Origin of the sequence: Methanoculleus methanifontis, from assembly GCF_030464365.1 — an archaeon.
Classification (GTDB): Archaea; Halobacteriota; Methanomicrobia; order Methanomicrobiales; family Methanoculleaceae; genus Methanoculleus; species Methanoculleus methanifontis.
Window position 1 is genome coordinate 1 of record NZ_VCYI01000011.1, and the last position, 22625, is coordinate 22625.

At 57.0% G+C, this 22625-nt stretch carries 23 protein-coding genes and 1 pseudogene; 18 read left to right on the plus strand and 6 right to left on the minus strand.

Translation table 11 applies throughout. The features are described 5' to 3' along the window. Window positions 1–226, plus strand: a pseudogene (locus FGW20_RS08840) (hypothetical protein); the annotation flags it as partial. Here the strand turns inward: FGW20_RS08840 and FGW20_RS08845 are convergent. Together FGW20_RS08845 and FGW20_RS08850 are read right to left on the minus strand one after the other, a co-directional pair. Next, window positions 117–890 carry a site-specific DNA-methyltransferase gene (locus FGW20_RS08845; protein WP_301677723.1) on the minus strand — a complete coding sequence of 258 codons (774 nt, stop codon included), beginning with the start codon at window positions 888–890 and terminating at the stop codon, window positions 117–119. The pseudogene FGW20_RS08840 and the gene FGW20_RS08845 overlap by 110 nt on opposite strands. A gap of 238 nt (window positions 891–1128) precedes the next feature. Continuing rightward, the gene (locus tag FGW20_RS08850; RefSeq protein ID WP_301677724.1) at window positions 1129–2280 is read right to left on the minus strand and encodes a type II restriction enzyme NmeDI-related protein; all 1152 of its coding nucleotides are present in this window, start codon (window positions 2278–2280) and stop codon (window positions 1129–1131) included. A gap of 192 nt (window positions 2281–2472) precedes the next feature. Here FGW20_RS08850 and FGW20_RS08855 point away from each other — a divergent pair, with 192 nt between their 5' ends. The 4 genes from FGW20_RS08855 to FGW20_RS08870 all read left to right on the plus strand — a co-directional run bounded on the left by FGW20_RS08855 (window position 2473) and on the right by FGW20_RS08870 (window position 7504). After that, entirely contained in the window at window positions 2473–3318 is an 846-nt protein-coding gene (locus FGW20_RS08855; RefSeq protein WP_301677725.1) for a M48 family metalloprotease, read from the plus strand. Between the two features lie 1345 nt (window positions 3319–4663). Further along, window positions 4664–5149, plus strand: coding sequence for a hypothetical protein (locus FGW20_RS08860; protein ID WP_301677726.1), 486 nt, complete (start codon window positions 4664–4666; stop codon window positions 5147–5149). A 96-nt stretch (window positions 5150–5245) separates the two neighbouring features. Further along, a complete protein-coding gene (locus FGW20_RS08865) occupies window positions 5246–6577 on the plus strand; it encodes a DnaJ domain-containing protein (protein WP_301677727.1) in 1332 nt (443 codons plus the stop codon). Window positions 6578–6865: 288 nt separating this feature from the next. Further along, window positions 6866–7504, plus strand: coding sequence for a hypothetical protein (locus FGW20_RS08870; RefSeq protein WP_301677728.1), 639 nt, complete (start codon window positions 6866–6868; stop codon window positions 7502–7504). A 12-nt stretch (window positions 7505–7516) separates the two neighbouring features. Here the strand turns inward: FGW20_RS08870 and FGW20_RS08875 are convergent, their stop codons facing one another. After that, window positions 7517–8017 carry a shikimate kinase gene (locus FGW20_RS08875; protein WP_301677729.1) on the minus strand — a complete coding sequence of 167 codons (501 nt, stop codon included), beginning with the start codon at window positions 8015–8017 and terminating at the stop codon, window positions 7517–7519. Window positions 8018–8225: 208 nt separating this feature from the next. On the opposite strand from FGW20_RS08875, the gene FGW20_RS08880 reads away from it, so the two are divergent. Beyond that, the gene (locus FGW20_RS08880; protein WP_301677730.1) at window positions 8226–8456 is read left to right on the plus strand and encodes a hypothetical protein; all 231 of its coding nucleotides are present in this window, start codon (window positions 8226–8228) and stop codon (window positions 8454–8456) included. A 117-nt stretch (window positions 8457–8573) separates the two neighbouring features. On the opposite strand, the gene FGW20_RS08885 is transcribed toward FGW20_RS08880, so the two are convergent. After that, window positions 8574–9824 (minus strand): cation diffusion facilitator family transporter, encoded by a 1251-nt coding sequence (locus FGW20_RS08885; RefSeq protein ID WP_301677731.1) that lies wholly within the window; start codon window positions 9822–9824, stop codon window positions 8574–8576. Window positions 9825–10560: 736 nt separating this feature from the next. Between FGW20_RS08885 and mgtE the strand changes: the two genes are divergently transcribed. Both mgtE and FGW20_RS08895 read left to right on the plus strand, forming a co-directional pair. After that, complete coding sequence (mgtE, locus tag FGW20_RS08890; protein WP_301677732.1) at window positions 10561–11898, plus strand: magnesium transporter; 1338 nt, start codon at window positions 10561–10563, stop codon at window positions 11896–11898. A 108-nt stretch (window positions 11899–12006) separates the two neighbouring features. Continuing rightward, complete coding sequence (locus FGW20_RS08895) at window positions 12007–12819, plus strand: flavodoxin family protein (protein ID WP_301677733.1); 813 nt, start codon at window positions 12007–12009, stop codon at window positions 12817–12819. 57 nt (window positions 12820–12876) lie between these two features. Here FGW20_RS08895 and FGW20_RS08900 read toward each other — a convergent pair whose 3' ends face one another. Next, window positions 12877–13368: a putative immunity protein gene (locus FGW20_RS08900; protein ID WP_301677734.1), complete on the minus strand. Its 492-nt coding sequence runs from the start codon at window positions 13366–13368 to the stop codon at window positions 12877–12879. Window positions 13369–13604: 236 nt separating this feature from the next. On the opposite strand from FGW20_RS08900, the gene FGW20_RS08905 reads away from it, so the two are divergent. The 6 genes from FGW20_RS08905 (at window position 13605) to FGW20_RS08930 (ending at window position 17073) form a co-directional block, all read left to right on the plus strand. Beyond that, window positions 13605–13796 carry a hypothetical protein gene (locus tag FGW20_RS08905; RefSeq protein ID WP_301677735.1) on the plus strand — a complete coding sequence of 64 codons (192 nt, stop codon included), beginning with the start codon at window positions 13605–13607 and terminating at the stop codon, window positions 13794–13796. Window positions 13797–13813: 17 nt separating this feature from the next. Continuing rightward, window positions 13814–14119: a type II toxin-antitoxin system PemK/MazF family toxin gene (locus tag FGW20_RS08910; protein ID WP_301677829.1), complete on the plus strand. Its 306-nt coding sequence runs from the start codon at window positions 13814–13816 to the stop codon at window positions 14117–14119. 280 nt (window positions 14120–14399) lie between these two features. Next, window positions 14400–14810: a VOC family protein gene (locus FGW20_RS08915; RefSeq protein WP_301677736.1), complete on the plus strand. Its 411-nt coding sequence runs from the start codon at window positions 14400–14402 to the stop codon at window positions 14808–14810. A 119-nt stretch (window positions 14811–14929) separates the two neighbouring features. Further along, the gene (locus tag FGW20_RS08920) at window positions 14930–15202 is read left to right on the plus strand and encodes an ACT domain-containing protein (protein ID WP_301677737.1); all 273 of its coding nucleotides are present in this window, start codon (window positions 14930–14932) and stop codon (window positions 15200–15202) included. A gap of 8 nt (window positions 15203–15210) precedes the next feature. Beyond that, a complete protein-coding gene (locus FGW20_RS08925; RefSeq protein WP_301677738.1) occupies window positions 15211–16575 on the plus strand; it encodes a PFL family protein in 1365 nt (454 codons plus the stop codon). 105 nt (window positions 16576–16680) lie between these two features. Continuing rightward, window positions 16681–17073 carry a VOC family protein gene (locus FGW20_RS08930; protein ID WP_301677739.1) on the plus strand — a complete coding sequence of 131 codons (393 nt, stop codon included), beginning with the start codon at window positions 16681–16683 and terminating at the stop codon, window positions 17071–17073. Window positions 17074–17104: 31 nt separating this feature from the next. On the opposite strand, the gene FGW20_RS08935 is transcribed toward FGW20_RS08930, so the two are convergent. Beyond that, window positions 17105–17698 (minus strand): flavodoxin family protein, encoded by a 594-nt coding sequence (locus FGW20_RS08935; protein ID WP_301677740.1) that lies wholly within the window; start codon window positions 17696–17698, stop codon window positions 17105–17107. Between the two features lie 111 nt (window positions 17699–17809). Between FGW20_RS08935 and FGW20_RS08940 the strand changes: the two genes are divergently transcribed. The 4 genes from FGW20_RS08940 to pstA all read left to right on the plus strand — a co-directional run bounded on the left by FGW20_RS08940 (window position 17810) and on the right by pstA (window position 22625). Continuing rightward, entirely contained in the window at window positions 17810–18814 is a 1005-nt protein-coding gene (locus FGW20_RS08940) for a YbgA family protein (protein ID WP_301677741.1), read from the plus strand. A 57-nt stretch (window positions 18815–18871) separates the two neighbouring features. Further along, the gene (locus FGW20_RS08945) at window positions 18872–19720 is read left to right on the plus strand and encodes a class I SAM-dependent methyltransferase (protein ID WP_301677743.1); all 849 of its coding nucleotides are present in this window, start codon (window positions 18872–18874) and stop codon (window positions 19718–19720) included. A 122-nt stretch (window positions 19721–19842) separates the two neighbouring features. After that, the gene (locus FGW20_RS08950; RefSeq protein ID WP_301677745.1) at window positions 19843–20700 is read left to right on the plus strand and encodes a phosphate ABC transporter substrate-binding protein; all 858 of its coding nucleotides are present in this window, start codon (window positions 19843–19845) and stop codon (window positions 20698–20700) included. A gap of 32 nt (window positions 20701–20732) precedes the next feature. After that, window positions 20733–22625, plus strand: coding sequence for a phosphate ABC transporter permease PstA (gene pstA, locus FGW20_RS08955; RefSeq protein ID WP_301677746.1), 1893 nt, complete (start codon window positions 20733–20735; stop codon window positions 22623–22625).

Consider the following 22625-nt stretch of genomic DNA (forward strand, 5'->3'; position numbering starts at 1 on the left):
GGAACTAAAGGCACGAAAATACTGGTACCAGGTCAAAGAGATCAAGATCAAAGTGATCCTCCATAACCTAACGAAGGCAGTACAAACAGTCGTGATTGTCGTTGTCTGGAAGGAATTCAACAGAGCCGAAGGAACTGTTTATCTTTCGCATAGACAAGCATGTATTCGTGTCCGACTGAAAAGAATTTTGCGTCATTTTTCCTATTTCGATCCCACACAAGGGTAGCTATCCAATTCTCTTCGCCCATTATTTCGTTTAACATTCGCCGTAAATTATAGAACTCAGTATCATCGATACTTACAACAATGAATCCATCTACTCGTAGAAGTTGTCTAGCTACGAACAATCTCGGATACATCATTGACAGCCATGCAGAGTGATACCTTCCGCTGGTCTCCGGGTTGCTTGTCAGAAGATTTCCTTCGCTGTCGGTCTGATTGGTGAACTTCAGATAGGATTCAAGAGGGTCTGTAAAATTATCAGTATAGATGAACTCTTTTCCTGTGTTGTATGGCGGATCAATGTAGATCATCTTCACCCGCCCGGCATATGACTTATAGAGGAGCTTCAAAACCTCCAGGTTTTCACCTTCAATGAAGACATTTCCTGTCGTCTCCCAGTCTACCGACTCTTCAGGGCATGGTTTGAGCGTGGCACGGCTTGGGACTTGAAGAAGGCGGATGGCGTCGCGTTTCCCCGCCCATGTGAAAGAGTAGCGTTCGGCGTGATCGTCCACGATCTCACCGAGCATCGTTTTCAGCATCTCGAAGTCTACCTTCCCCTCTGATACAACTTCGGGGAAGAGGTCCTTCAGTCGATCAATCTGTTTGGCAATGATATCCGGCGAGGTCTGCTCAACACTTTCTGTCTTCCGTCCCCAGGCAGCCATCTTTCACTCATCCTCTCCATAGAATATGTGGGAAATTGTTCGCCCTGTACATCCCCCGGTGAGATAGGACAAGGAAAACAATTTATTACACACATTATCGTATGATGTGATTTATAGATATCAATTTGGAAAAGATGCTGTCGAAAAGGAATAATCGAGTATCCCTAAAACAGTAGCCATATCTTGTGAATGGGTTCCAGATACCTACATAAGTAAAACCCATATCAGGTCCGTGAAATCAAGTGCCATCCTCGGCATCAAAATATTCTGCCATATTCTCCAAGAAATCAGGGCTGAGAGCGCCTGCAAGTCCGAGACCCTGTATGCCTTTAACTTTCTCCATTAACGTAGAAAACGGCAGGTATCCACAGATTGTTGAGAGGGGCTTTGCACGAAGCTCAAAGGTTGGACGGAGAATTTCTTTCTTCACCCGCTCAGACCGGTCATCAGGAGCAACAATGTACAGTTTAATATCGAGGTTCGGCTGGAGAGCGAGCAGATCGCTCATCCGGAGCAGTCCCGAATAGACAGATGTGGTTGATTCTATTTCAAAGGCTGCAACAATGGAGTTGCCTTGTAGCCACAATATGTCGATCAGCTCAATCGTCCTCTGTGTTGCCGCATTAAACTGAGTTGGGAGCGATGTAACCATACGTGGGATAGTGCCCAAGACAGTGCCGTTGAACTCCCTTGAACGATCATTGCTGGCAACCCATACGCCCAGTCCCATATCTGAACCCAGCTTCAAGAGATGATACTGAATTTCGGTATGCAGATAGGAAGGCTGCTTACCTTCATCGTCCTGATGCCCGGGGCCGGGGGTTACTGGCTTATCTTCACCTTCACTCTCCGGAACAGTGACGATTTTCGCCCCCTTCCCTTTCTTTACTTTATAAGTAGGTACTCGTTCCAGCTTTTTCGGATCAACCTTACGATAGGTTGGATTCGCCTTACCATCCTTGAGGAGCGCATAGAGGTATGGACCATCAGGGTCGCTGAACGTTACTGGGCTTTGTCGCAGGAATCCCCGATACCCTCCTTTGTCGGAAGCATCCCGATAAAACGTGACAGATCCCTCTAGATCCTCCATTGGAACACCGTATTCCGGATCGAGCATGATGCAGGGTTTGACATTGAGCCGGGCAGGAAAATCTAAGGGACCGGTATCATCCATACTCCAGATTCGCTCTGTACTTGTGCTTGGCCCAATGACCTCTAGAGCACCTACCCATCGCATAACGCCGGTCACGTAACAGAGAAGGATGTCACCCGGGGCGATCTGTTCAACAGTCCTTCTGCGCCTCTCACGAAACCCGGTTACCTGAGCACCAGCCTTCCGAAACTTCTCCCATGTTGTACCCGTGAATAAGTCCAGCCAATACGTGACCATGCTACTCCCTGTTATGGCATATTAGATAGACAAAGAAAAAGATTGCCGATTTCTTTTCATCGTCGGCGATCAGGCGTCCAGCCATATCAAAAACCGACCCTGTTCTCATGCTTATATATACAAGGGATTGTTCATATCTGGCAATCGCGGTTCTCACTACAGTAAATTTTAAGTGGGACATATATACTATATATGGAGTACTTAGAAACAATCAGTAAAAGACGTTCGTTCCTAAAGCCTATTTTTCTGGGGACCCTGATTATCATAGAACTATTTATCCTTGAGACTTTGTTGGGTCAAACTCATTTTTCGAATCAAATTCACGTTTTCTTGTATTTTATTGGTTCCCTACTGATAATGTGGAGTTTGTATGATTTATTCAGAGTCGATAACAGGAATGCAATTATCGAAGTGTTTGAAGAATTGCAAAAGAAAGAGTTAATTGATACAAAGCGCGAGATTAAATCAGCGTATTTCGTCCCTAATTTTAAATCAGGCATATTTCTCTCGAATACGATATTCTATAGCAAAAAATATGAAGGGCAATATTGCCAGTTAAGTAAGCCAGAATTGCAGTTTATCCTTTTACATGAAGAAGGGCATAAAAGAATACAGCAGAACTCAGGGATTGCTCTTGCATATACAACGGGAATTGTTTTGAGTTCATACCTGCTTATTCATTGCGGCCTTGCCCTTTCTGGCCTACCAGCAGGATCAATCCTGCTGATTGAAAATGGTATAGCCTTAATATTGCTCTTTATCATGTCCGCATCTTTAAGGATATTTGGGAAACCGTTAGAAACTGATGAATATGAAAGTGACTATTATGCCGCAAGAAATCTAAAATATAAACTCAATTACGAGAAACCATCGGAAATAGTCGAAAATACGATGAATTCGCTCATAAAGATCCATGAATTTGAGCCGGAGGAAAAGAGAAGTCTATCGGAGCGACTAATAGATCTTTTCTTTGGCTATCACCCTTCAACGATTGATAGAATTGAGCGTATTGCGAAATATGTCGATGTGAAAAGTTGAATATGCGTTAAACGGTATTTAACTGTGTCCTGCCGATCCTCCAGCAGTAGAAAAGGAAGGGAACCAAAGGAGAGGTAGAGAGGGATACTGCTAGCGGAGAAGTCGTTCTCTATGCGACGCTGCTCCCGCTCTCCTCCATGCAAAAGAGGAGAGATCTGTCTCTGTGGGTTTCGTAGAACTCGTTAAAGGTGGTGATACCTTCCGGGGGCCGGTCCGTTTCATCCTTCCGCGAGGTTCCGGAAAAATCATCAAAGCCTTTTCCGGGGGCAGAATCGGAAACGGGCCGGGTTATGACGTCGCCTTCACACGGCGAAGATCTCGTGTTCGAATCACGACGAGCCCACTCGTTTTTGGGGAAACGATCACAATCGTGACCCGAACCTCCCTTTCCGCATCTTTTGTCCGGCGTTCGGCGAGTCAGGGGACATTCGTAACGTTGTTTTTCAGAAAATCATTCGCTTTCGGACTCAGGGTAATGTACCGCGTAACGCGGTTTTACTCAGATTTTGTGTCTTTTGTCATTTTCTCCCATCTCCGTTTTCTTTTCTCTTATGACCATGTTCGGCCATTTATGACCCTAATTTCGGGTATGCCAAACACTCGGTGTAGGGGGCTTTAAAGAGGTGGCATCGAGGTCATCCCAAAAAGATCTCCGAACCTTCGGTATACCCTAATCAGAGCCCTTAATTCTCAGGTATCCGCCATCTGAGCCACATCCTGAGCCAGGAGGGTGAAACGGCATTCCATAGGGCACCGCCATTCGGGGAGTGCGACCGGAGGGAGCTTGAGAAGCCATCAGGCTTCAAAGTGCGACCGGAGGGAGCTTGAGAAGCCATCAGGCTTCGAAGGGGGTGTCCCCCTCCCGGTAACAGCGTTTCGGGACAACCTCATCCAAAAAGGGGTGTAGGGTCGCGCAGTCAGTAACCCATACCCACCGCGAAATAGATGAGCAGGATGGTAATCAGGACGCTACCCACTAGATTTTTTACTCTCCGATTCTCGATGAAGAACAAGAAGAAACCGGTCAGCATCGAGTAACCCCACGACCAAAAGCAGATTATTAGCACTATTGTCGACAACAGAGATAGTAGAGCGCTACCTGTAGCGGTCGCTCCCCATAACAACAGCATCCACAAAACCAGCGATAGGATGGCAGTGATCCACATCCAGTGTCCAAACCAATCATACTCTTCCATAATCCCAAATCAGTCAGAAGATAATATATCTTCCGCATTTTTCTTTCATAGCACATGGCCCTGTTTTAGCAACGGATGTGGATAAGGGGCGTGTAGGGGTCGTGCGCAAATATAAATAGTTATATGGGTGCAGTCTGATTCTCAATCCAATGAAGAAGAAATTAATCATCCTGCTGATAGTGCTTGTAATCGTGGCCTGTAGTTTTTCGGGTTGTGTGGGTGCTATTAAGAGTCTTCCTAAGGCAGCAATGGCGAGGTTAGCGGTAGGAGGTGCAGCCGCATATATTTCAGATGCTGAAAAGACATATTCTGATTCAGATACGTTACCCTGGAACTGGATGCAGGCATACGAATTATACGGAGAAAAGGGGACTAAATTCAAGATTCATTATGAAGGAAATGCTCCTGTCGATCTGCTGATACTGGATGCCAAGAATTACAACATATATGATCGCGCGCTTGATAGCGGCAGGTATACGACAAAGATCAATGGCAAGTATTGGTCAGATAGGAAGGAGGTAAACATCGCATTTACCCAACCAGATAATCAGCAGTATTATTTTGTTATTGACAATACAGATTTGTTTGGTGCGAAATCAGGAAGATCTGTAACGTATTCTCTGACTCTCAATTAACCCTTTTTGCGCTTCCACCCCGCGCACAAATGTAAATAGTTATATGAGTACGATCCAATTCTCAATTTAGCAATCGGGCAGTTAGAAGATGGTTGAATGAAGGATAAGTATCGCTACTACGAAACATTGGGATTGGATCGCAGCGCAAGTCTCTCTGAAATCAACAAAGCGTATCGAAGTCTTGCAAAAACGTACCACCCCGATGTCTCCTCGCACCCACGGGCCCGTGAAAATTTTCAAAAGATCCAACAGGCATACGAGGCACTCTCCAATCCAGAAATAAGACATGAATATGATGCATATCTTGACGCTTTAGAGGATCTCGCTCCCGATGAAGACACGGACGATGTGCACATCGAAAACGAGTTCTACGTCTATAACGAGCCGATTACCATCAAGGGGAGAGCACGCATCCTCGATTGTGTCCACCACGTGATCGCCGACGGTCAGGAATATATCGAACATGATGGTGAGTTTTTATCCTTCGACAGGGGCTTTTTTCCTTTCGATACGAGAGAGATCGATGGTGAATTTTATGTTCCCAGCGAAGACATCACAATAAACGGGAACGAATACACTTTTAGAAATGCTCACCACGTGAGCATCAGGGGTGAGGAATATATCGAATATAACGGTGATTTCTTGCCCTTCGAAAGGCACGAATATCAGGATACCTCATCATCGAGCGGGGCAGGATTCTTAAAAACGCTGGGGAATCTGATACTGATCCTCGTCGTTGCTCTTACACTGTACCATGGGTTCACTCTTGCGACCTCCGGAGATGCTGATGCAACCCCTTCCTCATCCATCGTCGGCGCAGGGACAGCTACCCCGAAAGCCACCTCCACTCCGGTTACATCGTTCTGGAGTACTCAATCTTCAAAAGTCGCTGAGGCGATGGATTATACCGATCCCACTACCAGAGATTATGCTCTGAGTTTGATCGAGAGAGAACATAGTGGAAAGTACAATATCGCGCAGATATGTGACATGTGGGAAAAACTCTACAAACGATGGACTTACGTGAACGACCCCAAAGGTTCCAACTACTACTCACCCGCAAGCAGGACAGTCAATCTCGGGTTAAAAGGAGACTGTGACGATTTCGCGATCCTCACGGCGTCATCGATACAGGCAATAGGAGGCACCTCCCGGATTATCATAGCATCCAATACTGGTGGAGGAGGACATGCCTACGCGGAGGTCTATGTCTCTTCAAGCAAGAGTGACCTTCAAAACGTTGCAGATTACATCTGCCAGAGATACAAATGCGAGAGCATCGCATACAGAACCACAAACGAAGGTGGACAAACACGGTACTGGCTTAACCTAGACTGGCAGGCCAAGCACCCAGGTGGACCGTATTACCAGAACAGTGGCGAAACTGTCGCAATCTACCCCAACAAATATTGGGTGAAATTGAAGTAGTCGGGCAGACACCCTGGCTACATCCCCTTCCACACACCCCACCGTGATGCCATAGAGGGCCGGGGTCTCCTCGCCGATCTGATGGCGGGGATGCCGTCCCAGAGCATCCCAGCAACGGTGCGCTTGAGATCATGAGGGATACGCGAGAACCTCAATGCTGATCAGAACAGCATCCCGCCCTCCCAGAACCTCTTAAAAATCCAATTGACTCCCCCCACAAATCAAGAACTTCCCATAAACATTTCAAAACCCCTTTCACGCTGCACACGAAAATCCTGTACACGTACCATGAACAACAGGACGACACCCTACCCGGACCGGGAGATCATCTACAGGTGGGCGGTTGCAGAGATCGGCCCCGCCATCTCCCGCGTCCTCTCCGCGAAAGGACTGATGCGGCCGGACGCGGACAGGTGCATCGGCTTCTTCTACGTCGATCACGAGGAGGGGATCACTTTCCGCATCCACTCCCTGTGCCGGACCGGGGCCGGAAAGCCGCCGGAAATCGTGGTGAACTTCGAGAATCACGGCGAGGGGCTGATACTCTCCTCCGATGAAGTCGAGGCGTATACGCTCCTGTCGGATAAAGAAGCGAACCGTCTCTCGCTGCTCGAAGAACAGCGATGGCTCATCTACTACGAACCGGAAGCACTCCAGGCAGTAAGAAAGAGGGTTGACCTCGACAGGTTCAGGGCTCCGGGGTGCTTCGACGACGTATCGGTGATCCTGTACGCAAAAGACCACCAAACGATCCCCGAAGGCGTGTGGGTCCGCCTGGAAGGCCAGTCAGACGACGGCGCGTCGTTGCGGGGAACGCTCCTGAACGAACCCTACTCGGACTTCGGCGTGCACGAAGGGGAGATAGTCACGGTGAGGTTCGCCGAAGAGGAGGAAGGACGGTTCCTGGTCGCAGAAACGGGATCGTAACCCCCGGACCCCTCACAACGCTTCGATCACGCGCCCGACCACGGACTCGAGATCCTCGCCCGAGCACGCGACGGTGAGATCGGCGTACTTCTCGTAGAGCGGGACCCGTTCGTCGTACATCTCGCGGAGGCTCTGGCCCGGAAGGAGGACGATCCCCCGGGTCGTGATGTTCTTGAGCCTCTTTTCCATCTCCGCATACGGGATCTCCAGGTACACGACCACACCTCCCGACTCCAGGTGCGCCATCGCATCGGGGCTGCAGACCACGCTGCCGCCCGTCGCGATCACGGCATTGCGGGGCTGAAGGGAGAGGATCGTCTCCTCCTCGATCCGCTTGAACGCATCCGGCCCGTCCTTATCAAGGATCTCCTGCAGCATCCTCCCGGCCCGTTCCTGGATCAGGATATCCGTATCGACGAACTGCATGCCAAGCGTTTTCGCAAGGATGACGCCCACGGTGCTCTTCCCGGCACCGGGCATGCCGATGAGGACGATGTTTTCGTGGTGGTGCATACCGCTCTCCCGTGACCCGATGGACAGAGGGGTCCTTTATTGGTACTTAGATGGGATTTCGGGGGAGATGAAGGTTGTTTGGCAAAAGGTGCAATCGCCCGGTGTTATCCCGGTCATGTTCATAGCCGGGAATGAATGTCGGGCGGCGTCACGACCCTGCAAAGCGGAAGTTATTTTACCTGCATCAAAGAACGGCGTTTGATCGAGCATGAATGCGAAAGGAGTTGTTGGAACGCTTCTCGGCGTTTTTGTAGCCATCCTCGGCCTGCTATGGCTTCTGCAGGGCACGGGAATTCTTCGGATGCGCCCGATATTATGCATCGCAAACTGCGAGGAGGTCGTCGGCCCATCCCCAACCTGGGCGGCGGCGGGAGCGGTTGCTCTCATCATCGGGGCCATCGTCGTAGCCGTAAGCGTGAGGCACAGCAGAACACCCTGAGACGCAACCGGACCGAAATATCGGGATGCAATAGAAAGGCCAGGATTTTAATTCTCCCTCATGACCTGATACCTCCGGCCGGTTCGAGGCACCTCGCCCGGGTCTATAAACGAGAGATCACCGGGGCGAAGCGCCGGTCTCCTCCCCACGACGCCCGACCAGATCGTCGATCACTTCCGCAAGCGTTGCCGCGGAGGTCGCCCTCATCTCGACCCCCGCCGCCTCAAGCGCGTAGCCGGCCGCCCTCCCAGAGAGCGAGTGATGCACGAAGACCACATCGATCTTTTGCGCGAGCAGCATCTCCGCCACCTGTCCGCCCTTCCGCTTCTCCACATCCTTGAAGGGGTTGTCAACGATATCCTGCCGTTCGAGGCGATTCTTCTCAACGTCATAGTCAAGGATTGCAAAATACGGCGCTTCGCCGAAGTGAGCGCTGACCGACCCCTCCCGGTCCTGCAGTGGCACCACATACCGCAGGTGCGTCTTCTTTTTGGGCTCATAGTGGATGAGGACCCGCTCAACATTCGGCACCTGACGCCGTATCTTCTCCTCGATCCGCTCGATCTCCCGGTGCGCCTTCTCAAAATCCGACTCCGCCATCTCGACCATTGCCTCCACAAAGATGTAGCGGCCGGAGTTGCGGCCCGTGATGCTCTTGATGCCGCTCACCTTCGGATCAGAGAGGATGATGGTATGGATCTCGTTGAGCGTATCGTAATCGACCGAGGCATCCAGGAGGGTTTTCATGCTGTCTTTCAGGATCCCCCAACCCGCCCGGACGATGAAGACGGCGACGATGACAGCTGCAACCCGGTCCAGGGGTAAGCCGAAGAACTGCCCGAGTAGCGCAAAGAAGACAACCGAGGAGGAGAGGACGTCCACCCGGTGCTGCCTGCCGTCCGCGATCAGGCTGGGGGAGTTGTACTTCCGCCCCACGTTCACCTCGTAGGTGCCGAGGATGTAGGGCACCGGGATGAAGGCGGCGACGGCGAGGAGCACCCACCCGCTGTAGGCCCGGGCGGCGGCGTCGCCTGTCACCGCCTCCGCCGCAATCTCGAAGGCGGTGAAGAAGATGAGGAGAGCAATGGCTACCGCAACGACGTTCTCAACTTTGTAGAGTCCGTAGGGGAAATCCCGGCGCTTGCGGGAGGAGAGATACACCCCCACGATCAGGGCAAGCGAGGCGACCACGTCCACGAACGAGTGGATGCCGTCCGCACGGAGGGCAAGGCTCCCCGAATAGATCGAGAGTGCCAGTTTTGCGACGACCAGCCCGGCGTTGACGGCAAGAGAGAGAAAGGCGACACGCAAGATGACGGACTCCGGCGCCCGATCGAACCCCGCCGACTCCTGCACCTCTTCCCGCATACCGGATCGCCCCTTAATGCATTCCTTGGCGCGATGTTTCCATTAATCTAACCATTATACCCCATTTGCCCGGACAGACAGCATAGCGGGAGCCCCTCATGGCGGGGGTACGGCTCCACAGGCACGGGTAAACCGGACATCGTCATCAGATGCGCCGGGACGGATATGGGGTATATACGTAATCAGAAAATAGTCTTCACACTGCGGAGGCCCCGGGTTCGAATCCCAACGAGCCCATTCGTTCTTCGCCAGGATCGGAGATGATTATAGAGCCCGGATCATGCAGAGTTCGGGCTCAACCCGCCGGGCCCGTACACACCAATTTAGTGAACTACCCCGCCCAGAAGGGCGCGGCTTCCTGCTTCATCGAACTTGCCTCGAAAAGGGCTTACACGATCTCCACAGGCGTTGATTATTCTGTTTGGGCAGTCCCTGCCCTACAGCAAATTGTGCATTCCGGTTGCCTGGTTCTCGCAACACAGATATTCCCTATTAGCAGAAATGAGAAGAAAAAACTATCGTCTCGAAACGTATTTCAGGAAGGGCGGCTCCGCTTTCATCCCTGCCCTGAAGGGGGGGTCTTCCCGCTCCGCCCCCTTCACCCCCGCAAGATAAACACACCGGTATACCCCGTGTCCTGCCGGCTGTTCGAACGGGAGAAGTGCAGTCTCACCCGGCAGTGCTGTTGCAGGACAACTCGCCTTCCTGTTGCAGGCTCCTGTGGAGGTGCTCGAGGATGGAGAAACTGAATATCATCGAAGGGTTGTTGCGGCAACAGCGGTGGAGAGACCTCCGGAACTATCTGCGTGGGCTTAACCGCACAGACCTCGCCTGGCTCTTCCTCAGGATTGACGACGCCGACTTCGTCCTCATCTTCCGGCTGCTCGAGAAGGACCGGGCGCTCGACCTCTTCGAGAGCCTGGACGCCGAACAGCAGGCACGGCTGATCGCCCTGATGGAGGATCCGGAGTCACTCCGGATTGTCGAGGAACTCGATCCGGACGACCGCGCCCGCCTCTTTGAGGAACTCCCTGCAAAGGTTGCACGACGAATCCTCGGCAGTATGAGCCCCGGCGCAGTCGCCCAGTTAAATCTCCTCCTGGGCTACCCGGAGGGGAGTGCGGGCCGATACATGACCCCCCGGCATCTCGCCGTCAGGGAAGGAGAGACCGTCGGGGAGGTTCTCGCCGGCCTTCACGCCACCGATCTCAGGCCGGACGAGATGGAGATGATCTATGTGATCGGATCCGGCAGGATCTACCGCGGCCATCTCCGCCTCGGATCTCTCCTCAAGGCCAACCCCGAACAGGAGATACAAGATCTCTCGACCGCCCCGGGCATCTTTGTCAGGACGACGGACCCTCGCACACGAGTCGCCGGGTTGATCCTCGAGCACGACCTGCCTGCAATTGCGGTCGTCGATGCCGAGAACCGGCTCATCGGATCGGTTACGTTCGACGATGCGATGGACGTCATTGAGGAGGAAGGGACAGAAGACTTCCACAAACTCGGCTCAGTGCGGGATCTCGGGATGAACTTCCGGGAAGCGAGCATCGGCCTCCTGTACCGGAAGCGATTCCCCTGGCTGATGTTGCTGATACTGGTCAACGTCATCTCCGGGAGCGGGATCGCATTCTTTGAGGAGACGATCGCCTCAGCCTTCGCCCTCGTCATATTTCTTCCGCTCTTGATCGACAGCGGAGGAAATGCGGGATCGCAGTCTGCCACGCTGGTCATTCGATCGATGGCGATGGGTGATGTGCATGTCAAGGACTGGCTGGCGCTCATGACCAAGGAGATCGCCGTAGCGGCCTCTATCGGCCTGACACTCGGGGTTGCCGTCTCGCTCGTAGGGTTCTGGCGGGGAGGGCAGGAGATCGGGATCGTCGTTGCTCTCTCAATGGTCGCCGTCATTCTCATCGGATCGCTGATAGGGCTCTCTTTGCCGTTTATCCTCACCCGGCTGAACCTGGATCCGGCGACTGCAAGCGCTCCGCTCGTGACGTCGATCGCCGACATCACGGGCGTGCTGGTCTACTTCAGCATAGCAACCTGGTACCTCGGCCTCTGGTGAGGGGAGAGCGACCGGCCTGCGGCCTTTATTCCTGATTCCCATGCAGCCGCACGCACCTGCCGGCACGACGAAAGAAGGTCTATGTATGGGGGTTGCCTTTACTCTTCCATGGAAGATCGGCCCATAAAGGTCCTGGTCATCATGGGCAGCGCCCGGAAGGCGAATACCTACCGTGCAGCCGAACGGATCCGTGAGATCCTCGAGGAGGAGGCAACGGTTGACTGGGAGTACGTCATGCTCGGGGACGTCGGCCTGGAGCAGTGCCGCGGGTGCTACACCTGTTTCGACCGGGGGGAGGAGTTCTGCCCCATCAAGGACGATTCGGCCCTCCTCGAAGAGAAGATGCACGACGCGGACGGGGTGATCTTCGCGACCCCGGTATACGGGTTCCAGGTCTCGGGGCTGATGAAGACGTTCATCGATCGCCACTCCTACATCTTCCACCGGCCGCGGTTCTTCTGGCAGAAAGCGCTCCTCCTCACGACCGTCGGGGTGATGGGGGATAAGGACGTGCTGGACTACCTCAACGCGGTGGCCCGCATCTGGGGCTTCGAGGTCGTCGCCCGGGCGGGGATCGTCTCCCACGCGAAGATGGGGCCGCTCCCCGCCTACCGGCTGCGGGAGAACGAAGAGAAACTGCAGGCGGCGGCGACGGCCTTTCTTGCCGCGCTCCGGAGGGGGACCCGTACGAGGCCGGGACTCTTCGACGTGATGGCATTCCACATCGGGAGAGCGCCCTGCGACGAGTTCGGCGAACTGGGGGCCGCAGACTACGCCTACTGGGCCGGGAAGGGGTGGCTCGAGAAGGGGCGGCGCTACTACGTGGACGTGCCGGTCAATCCAGTCTACCATGCGTTGGGCACGGTAGCGGAGTGGTACCTGCGGCGGCGGGTGCGGAGGGATCTGCGGGAGGTGGGGTGAAGAGAATAATGCAAGAGGTTGAACGCCCCGATCAGAACCGGCAGGGACACGAAACCCTCAAAACCCCTCGACCTTCCTCAGTTTAACGGAAACCACGCCGCCGCGCTCCACAACAACAATCCTCTCCATGATCTCCTCCCGCAGCCCCACGGGAAGCCGCTCCGCCTGCCACGCCCGCTCCCGGGCGACATTCGCCACGGCGTTCGCCGGGTCCGCCGCCGCGATGGCTTTCAGGGCATAGTACGCACCCCCGTAGGCGTGCTGGGGGACGTGAGCGGTCGCCACCGCCTGGCCCGTGGCGCGGGCAGCAAAGCAGGCCGCGTCGTTTCCCTTCGCGTCGCGGGCGGCGGCATGAGCGGCGAGGGATGCCCCGCGGATCTCAGCCATCCTGAAGACGCCTGTCCTGACCCACGTTCGGGCCGTCTCGACAGCTCTCCGCGGCCGGTCGTCCTCCGGGTATGCCCTCTCAAAGAGCGGGAGCACCCGATCGGCGCAGTCCGCGGCCCAGGCCGCCATCGTTGTCTGGTCCTGTTTGCTGTATTTCTTCATGAGTTCCTGACTCTTGGATGTTATTCCTCAGTGTTCTTCAACGACACCGTTAGGTCGCGAGGCTATGCCAACCTTGACGTAGCGTTGATAAACCATCTCTAAGGCAACGTACGTTGACGTAGACCGATGCCTGAACCCGATACCTCCGCCATACCATGCCGGGAACCCGATCCCAAACACAAAGATTGATGGCATGTCCAACCGACCATCCGCATAATTCTCACACAGGATGCATCATGACTGACATCGAAACGGACGTCAGGGAGATTAAAGAGAGCATCAGAGTGCTCACCGAAAAGATCGACGATCTCCTCAATGAGAGGGAGAGTCTCGCAATGATGAAACTCTCCGAGCGGTCGCTCTCCACCTTCCTGGACGAGGAGCCCGATCTCTATGCCGTCAGCGATGTCAGGGTCGTGTATCGATGAAGGGATAGATCGTTCTGATACCGTTTCCTTTCACCGATTTAACAGCGACAAAACTGCGCCCGGCGCTCGTCCTCCATGAGGGCGACCGCGATGTTGTCCTCGCCTTCGTCTCATCAAAAATTCACGCAACGAGTTCCGCCGGAGTTATAATAACCTCTTCACATGCAGACTTTTTGAAGAGCGGTCTCAAAGTCGACTCGGTGATCCGGCTGGACAAGATTGCAACGGTCTTGAAAGACCTGATGGTCGGTGAACTAGGGGAACTTGATGACGGCCTCAAGGTGGAGGTCAATACAAAGCTCGCCGCCCTGTTCAGACTCTGATCGAGGCGAAGGCCGGTAAGGATCTCCGAACAAAAGAAGCACACGACCGGAGGTAACCCTCATCCGCATGCCCACCCGCCGGCTCCACCAGATCTTGAACCACCGGTGCGCACCTCTCCCCCGCGGGGGAGCATATGCATACGGCCCGAGATACATCCGGTCGAGACAGAGTAAGCTGCACTGCAGAGATCAATCCACCGTAAAGATATATCTCCGCCCCGGGTAAGTCAGGGGTCGTACGTAAACCCTGCTGTTCTGCGGCAGAAGGAGGATGAATCACATGAACCGGATAGTGCATTTCGAGATCCATGCCGGGGACCCTGAGCGGGCGGTGAAATTTTACCAGGACGCCTTCGGCTGGGAGATAGAAGAGTGGCGTCCGCCCGGCGTCGAGCTGAGAGACGAAGACCGGTACTGGATGCTGACGACCGGACCCGAGACCGAGCCCGGCATCAACGGCGGCCTCATGCTCCGCCGGGGTCCGGCGCCCGCCGAAGGGCAGCCCGTGAATGCATACGTCTGCACGATCGGCGTCGACGACCTGGACCAGTCCCTCGACGCGGTGCTCAACGCCGGAGGGAGCATCGCCCTTCCGAGGATGGCGGTCCCCGGCGTCGGCTGGCTGGCATACTGCAGGGATACCGAGGGGAACACGTTCGGCGTGATCCAGCCGGACGAAAACACACAGTAGCAGCCTCTCTCCTGAACCCTCCTCTTCTTTAAGAAGGACGTTTTCACCTCCTTCCCGGTGCTGTCCTCATCGGATTAATGCCTGGGGAGAGCCAACACCATACAGGGACGAGAGAGAGCATGAACAAGACAATCATTACCGTCGTCGGGAAGGATGCCGTCGGCATTATCGCGAAGGTCTGCACGTATCTTGCCGAGAACCAGGTCAACGTCGAGGACATCTCGCAGACGATCGTGCAGGGATACTTCACCATGATGATGATCGTCGATACCGGCGGATCGTCAAAACCGTATGCCGGGATGGTGACCGATCTCGACGAACTCGGCGATGCAATCGGCGTCAATATCCGGTGCCAGCGGGAAGACATCTTCACGAAGATGCACCGCATCTGAGGGGTTCCATGATCAATATTCTCGAGGTGAACGAGACCAACAAGATGATCGAGCAGGAGAAGCTCGACGTGAGAACGATCACGCTCGGCATCAGCCTCTTCGACTGCTGCGACGCCGATCTCGATACCCTGAACCGGAACATCTACGACAAGATCACCCGGCTGGCGAGAGACCTCGTTTCGACCGGGAGGGAGATCGAGCTCGAGTACGGGATCCCGATCGTGAACAAGAGAATATCCGTGACCCCCATCGCGCTGGTCGCCGGCCGGGCCTGCAGATCCCCCGAAGACTTCGTGACGGTCGCAGAGACGCTGGATCGGGCCGCGCGGGACACGGGGGTCAATTTCCTCGGGGGGTACTCGGCCATCGTCTCGAAGGGCATGACCCCGACCGACGAAGCCCTCATCCGCTCGATCCCGGCGGCTCTCGCCGCGACCGGAAGGATCTGCAGCTCGGTCAACATCGGCTCGACGAAGACCGGGATTAACATGGACGCCGTGAAACTGATGGGGGAGATTGTGCGGGAGACGGCCGAGGCGACGAAGGAGAACAACTCCATCGGCTGCACGAAACTCGTCGTCTTCTGTAACGCCCCCGACGACAACCCGTTTATGGCCGGGGCGTTCCACGGCGTCTCCGAGGCCGATGCGGTCATCAACGTGGGCGTGAGCGGCCCGGGAGTCATCAAGCACGCACTCGAGGATATCCGGGGCGAAAATTTCGAGGTTCTCTGCGAGACGGTCAAGCGAACGGCCTTCAAGGTCACCCGCGCCGGGCAGCTCGTCGCCCAGGAGGCCTCAGAAAGGCTCGGGATCCCGTTCGGGATCGTGGACCTCTCTCTCGCCCCCACACCCTTCGTCGGGGACAGCGTCGCCGGGATCCTGGAGGAGATGGGGCTCGAGTCGGTCGGCGCTCCGGGGACGACGGCCGCGCTTGCCCTCCTAAACGATCAGGTGAAGAAGGGAGGGATCATGGCGAGCTCCTTTGTCGGCGGACTCTCGGGCGCGTTCATCCCGGTCAGCGAGGACCAGGGGATGATCGATGCGGTGAACCGCGGTGCCCTCACCATCGAGAAACTCGAGGCGATGACCTGCGTATGCTCGGTCGGCCTCGATATGATCGCGATCCCGGGCGATACCCCTGCCACGACGATATCCGGCATCATCGCGGACGAGGCCGCAATCGGGATGATCAACAACAAGACGACCGCTGTTCGGCTGATCCCGGTGATCGGTAAGGATGTCGGCGACAACGTGGAGTTCGGCGGACTGTTAGGCCATGCGCCGGTCCAGAGGATAAACCGGTTCGGCTGCGCCGACTTCATCAACCGCGGCGGGCGGATCCCCGCACCGATTCACAGTTTCAAGAACTGAGGGGGCAGGGGGGTCGTCCTTTTTTTCCCGGCAGGCGGATCGCCGGAAGCGGCCCACAGCAAACCTTTTCTTCGAAGGGGTCGTGCCGACAGAAGGAGATGCGATATGCAGACAATCGATGTATCCGTACAGTACCCCGTCGTCATCACGCCGAACCTCGAAGAGTGCAGGGACTTTTACGTCGACCACTTCGGTTTCGACATCGTCTTTGAGGCAGACTGGTATATCCAGTTAAAGCATGAAAACGGCATCGAGCTCGGGTTCATGAGACCGAACCTCCCGAACCAGCCCCCGTTTCTCCACGCCGCGTACGACGGAAAGGGCATCATCGTCACCTATGACGTAGAGGATGCACAGGAGGAGTACGAGAAGGCGCAGAAGATCGAGGGTTTGGCAATTGTACTCCCTTACACCGAGGAGGAGTGGGGCCAGAAGCACTTCATCCTCAAAGACCCGGCCGGCGTATTCGTGGATATCGTCCAGCAGGCCATTGAATGAGCCTGCCGAAAAAAAGGCCGAACAGTTCGCCTCAGGCCCCGGAGAGCGCCGCCGCAAGGTCCCGGCCGCACCGGTATGCCTGCTCCAGAACCTCCTTCTTCTTCCCGACGATCCCCGGCTCAAAGCAGCTCAAGACCGGGAGCTCGGCAACCACCTCATAGCCGAGCGGCCGGAGCGGCAGGGAGAGCGCTTCAAGTGCAACGCCGAGGTCGGCAGGGTCGGCCTGCTCACCCACCGCGAAGACCACGGCCTTGCGCTCCCGGCCCGCAAGACGGCTGGAGTAGCCCCGGGGGCGCTCATCGGTGAAGTCGTAGAAGGCATAGAGCCGGTCGATGAACGCCTTCATCTGGCTGGTGACGTTGTAGTGGTAGACGGGCGAGCCGAGAACGAGTGCATCCGCTTCCACGATACGGGGGTACAATAGGGTCATGCCGTCGTTGAAGCGGGTGCAGGTCAGGTCGCGCCTGCACCGCTCGCAACCGACGCAGCCCGCAATAACATACTCGGAGAGACTGACGGCGCTCACCTCGCCGCCCGCATCGGAGACCCCGCGGAGAACCTCCGCGAGGAGACGGGCGGTGTTTCCCCGCGCTCTCGGGCTCCCGCTGATGCCAAGCACCTTCATGATCGTATCTCTTTTGGGCGGGTGAATAAGGGTTCCGGATACGGTCCAGCAGGTATACCCGCACCCACCACCAGAAGGATTCATATGCACCCCGCCGTATCGTGATGACCCATGACCCGGGAATACCCGCGCCCCCGCCTCGTCGTCAGCCGCTGCATCGAGTTCGACCCGTGCCGCTACGACGGCTCAAAGATACCCTCCCCCACGGTGGCACGCCTGCGGGAGTATGCCGACTGCATTCCGGTCTGCCCGGAGGTCGAGATCGGGCTCGGGATCCCCCGCTCAACCGTCAGGATCGTGCGGACAGGCGGTTTTGATCACCTCATGCAGCCGGCCACCGGGCGGGACGTCACCGCCGAGATGTCCGCTTTTTCAGCCGGGTTTCTCGATGCGCTCCCCCCTGTCGACGGGTTTATCCTCAAAGGCGGCTCCCCCACCTCCGGAACCCGGAACGTGCGGGTGTACCCGTCGACGGAGAAGTCCGCGGCGATAGCAAAGTCCGCGGGCTTCTTCGCCCGCGAAGTGCTGAAGCGGTACCCGGAACTCCCCGTAGAAGACGAACTGCGCCTGAACAATCAGCGGATCCGCGACCACTTCCTCTCCGCGGCCTTTACCCTGGCGGCGTTCCGGGGTGTCGAGGAAACCCAAAATCGGGAAGCCCTCGTGCAGTTCCACGCGGAAAACAAACTCCTCCTGCTCGCCTTGAGCCAGAAGATGTTGCGGGAGATGGGACGGCTCGTCGCATCCCGGGCGGAGGTTGAACCGGGAGCACTGTATGAGCAGTATCACCGGATGCTCTGCGCGGCGCTCGCACGGGCTCCCCGGTATACCGGCAACGTCAACGTCCTCCAGCATGCCCTGGGATACTTCAGTGGCCGCGTTTCAGACGAGGAGAGAGCCTACTGCATCAGGCTGATTGACCGCTATAAAAACGGCCATGCCACGCTGGCCGAACCCCGCGGCCTGCTCCGGTCGTGGGTGATCCGGTTCGGGGAGCCCTACCTGATGAACCAGTCGTTCTTCGCCCCATACCCCATCAAACTCGTAGATCTCCCGGGGGACGTCACCGATCGCGGACGGGATCTCTGGGATGCCGGAGAAGGGCCGCCACCATAGTCGCATCCCCACTGCTGCGAGCGAGCGCTTATAATATTCCGGGCGAGAGGAACAATCATGCACCGGATCATCGACTGGAACGAGCTCTGGAAGGCGCTCCACGTGGGTTCGCCCGAACGTGCCGAAAAAGACCGCGATCCCGCCGCCCACTGGGACAAACGCGCTGCTGCCTACCGGCGGGTCACCCGGGACGAGAAGAAGGCGACCGAGCACGAACTCGCGATCCTGGATCTGCGGTCGGGCGAGACCGTGCTCGACATGGGTGCCGGGACGGGGAGGCTGGCCGTGCCGATTGCCCGAACCGCCGGTCACGTCACCGCCCTCGACCCCTCGGAGGGCATGCTCTCCGTCCTCCGGGAGCGGATGGCGGCGGAGGGGCTCGCGAACTACTCCACGGTCACGATGCGGTGGGAGGATGCGGTGATCGGCAGGGACATAGAACCGCACGACGTCGTCATCGCGGCGTTCTCGCTCGGGTTCTACGACCTCGCCGCCGCCCTCGAAAAACTCGACGTCGCGGCTCGCCGGGCGGCCTATCTCTTCTGGCACGCGGGCGAATGGCGGAACCCCGACGAGATGGCGCTCTATAGGGCGGTATTCGGAGAAGAGGCGACCGTGCGGAAGGGTTACCCGGACTACATCTACCTCGTCAACATCCTCCACGACGCCGGGATCTACCCGAACGTCACGATCTACCGTGCCGTCTGGGACGCGGTCTACGACTCTCCCGAAGAGGCCGTCCAGACCTGGGTGGCGATGCACAACCCCGGGATGGAGGAACTCGCCCCCGTCAGGGATTACTTCGCCCGGGCGCTCCGGAAAGACGAGTCCGGGAAGTACGTCGAGACGACGGTGCGGCCGACCGCGGCGATCTGGTGGGAGAAGACGAGCAGTCAGCAGTCATGACCCCTCCATCGCAGCCGCACGGCAGGTGCGTCCCCGGAAAAACAATACATCTATTGTGATTATGGATCTCTCTATGTCCTACGTCGGGAACCAATATACCCAATCATATTCTCGTTCATACCATGACAGGAAAGAGTCTGTCTGGTACGACCGCGGTTGCCGTCGCCGGCATCCTCGTGGCATTTCTGATGGCGGCCGGATGTCTCGGCGGCCAGTCTTCCGATACTCCGGGATCCCAGCAGATCACGGTAACGGGCTCGACGACGGTGCTGCCCATCGCCGAGAAAGCAAGGGAAGCGTTCGAAGAGAGCCACGCCTCCACCGGGATTATGGTGAGCGGAGGAGGCTCGAGCGTCGGGGTCAAGGCCGCCGGCGAGGGCACCGCGGACATCGGCACGTCCTCACGGGATCTCAAACCCGAAGAGACCGCAGGTTACCCGGACCTCGTCAAGCACCACATCGCCGATGACGCGATCCTCCTCATCGTCAACCCGGGAAATGCCGTCGACCGCCTCGCGCTTGACGAGGTGCGGGGCATCTACAACGGCACTTACACGAACTGGAACCAGGTGGGCGGGCCTGATGCGCAGATCGTCGTCGTCGGGAGGGACAGCGCCTCGGGGACGCGGGAGTTCTTCTCAGAGTACGTGCTGAAGAACGAGGACTTCGTCAAGACACAGGAGGAGTTCAACTCGAACGGCGGAATCCAGCAGAAGATCTCGCAGACCCCCGGCGCGATCGGCTACGTCGGCCTCGGTTACACCGAAGGCGTGAAGGCGCTTGCGCTGGACGTCAACGGAACCGCCGTCGAGCCCACGCTCGAGAAGATCACGAGCAAACAGTACCCGATCAGCCGGCCGCTCTTCATGCTGACGAACGGAGAACCGGACGGTCTCGCGCGGCAGTACCTCGACTTCGTCATGAGCGGGGAGGGGCAGCAGATCGTGGCGAGCCTCGATTACATACCGGTGCAGGGGTGACCCCGCCTCCCTTTTGATCGACCGGAGCGACCATGAAGAAAGAACAGGCTGCACCGGTTCCGTTCCAGGGCTTCGGACGGCCCGGGGTCGGGACCGATCCCACCTCTGCCGGGGCAAAGAGGCAGCTCGTCGACCGGATCGTCGGCAAATTGCTCTTCTTTGTCGCGCTCTTCGCGATCGTCACCGTCTTTTTCATCATCGTCTTCCTGATCCGCGACGGCTACCAGATCGTTCTCGAGACAGGTCTCTGGAACTTCCTCGCCGGCCAGGACTGGAATCCGGCCGGGCAGAATCCGGCCTATGGCGTACTTCCGCTTATCGTCGGCACGATCCTGGTGACGGCGCTCGCGATGGCCATCGCCATCCCGCTCAGCATCGGGAGCGCCGTCTTCATCGCGGAGATCGCCGCCGCCAGAACGAAAGCGGCTATAAAACCCGCTATCGAACTGCTGGCCGGCATACCCTCCGTCGTCTACGGGTTCTTCGGCCTGATCCTCCTGACCGACTGGATACGCATCGCCTTCGATCAACCGTCGGGGTCGAGCTGGCTTGCAGGCTCGATCCTCCTCGCGGTCATGGCCATACCGACGATCACGAGCGTCGCCGAGGACGCCATCAGTTCGGTTCCCCGGGAGTTCAGGGAAGGCAGCCTCGCGCTTGGAGCGACCCGGTGGCAGACGGTCAGAAACGTCGTCGTCCCTGGTGCTCTCCCCGGCATCAGCGCGGCGATCATCCTGGGGATGGGGCGGGCCATCGGCGAGACGATGGCGGTGCTCATGGTCACGGGGAACGCCGCCGTCATCCCGGACCCGATAACCGACGTCTTCTCTCCCGTGCGGACGCTGACCGGGACGCTGGGCATCGAGATGGGCGAAGTCGCATTCGGAAGCACGCATTACCACGCGCTCTTCGGCGTTGCGGTGGTCCTGCTCTTCATCACGCTCGCGATCAACAGCGCGTCAAGGATCGTCATCAGCCGGATACAGGGGCCGCAGGGGACGGCACGGCCCACGGCGCACCGGGCGCTCGTAGCAGCGGCCTCACGGATTGCCCACGCCGTATCGGCGCCGTTCGGAGGGGTTGTCTCCCCGAGAACGTCGCAGCGATGCGCGTTCTTCCTGATATCCCTCTCGGTCGTGATCGTGCTCGCGGCCCTCGGGATGATCCTCTTCGGGATCGTCGTCAACGGGGCCGGGGCAATATCCTGGGAGTTCCTGACCGGGTCACCAAGAGACCTCGGGAGAGCAGGAGGGATCTTCCCCGCGATCGTCGGGACGTTCTACCTCGTGGGAGGAGGGCTCGCCATCGCCCTTCCGCTCGGGATTGCGACGGCCATCTACCTCATCGAGTACACGGCCGAGACCCCGCTGACGCGGAGCATCCGTGCCGCGGTGGACCTGCTGAACGGGACGCCGTCCATCGTCTTCGGGCTGTTCGGTTTCGCCTTCCTGGTCATCTTCCTGAACTTCGGGATATCGCTGATCGCCGGGCAGATCACCCTTGGCCTGATGATTCTTCCCACGATCATACGGACGACCGAAGAGTCGCTCCGGTCGATCCCCGGCTCCCTCCGGGAAGGAAGTTACGCTCTCGGGGCGACGAAGTGGCAGACGATCTCGCGGGTGGTTCTTCCCCCGGCGCTCCCCGGGATCCTCACCGGAGCGATCCTCTCCATCGGGCGTGCCGCAGGCGAAACGGCACCCATCATGTTCACCGCGGCGATCTTCAGCAGCAGGTACCTCCCGTCGTCACTCTCGGAACCGGTGATGGCGCTTCCTTACCACCTCTTCGTCCTCACCACGAGCGTCCCGGGGGCGTCCGTGCAGAGTTACGGGACGGCTCTCGTGCTCCTGTTGCTGGTTCTCGTGATCTATCTCGCCGCAATCCTCATCCGGCGACGATACAACCGGGCAAAGGTGATGTAA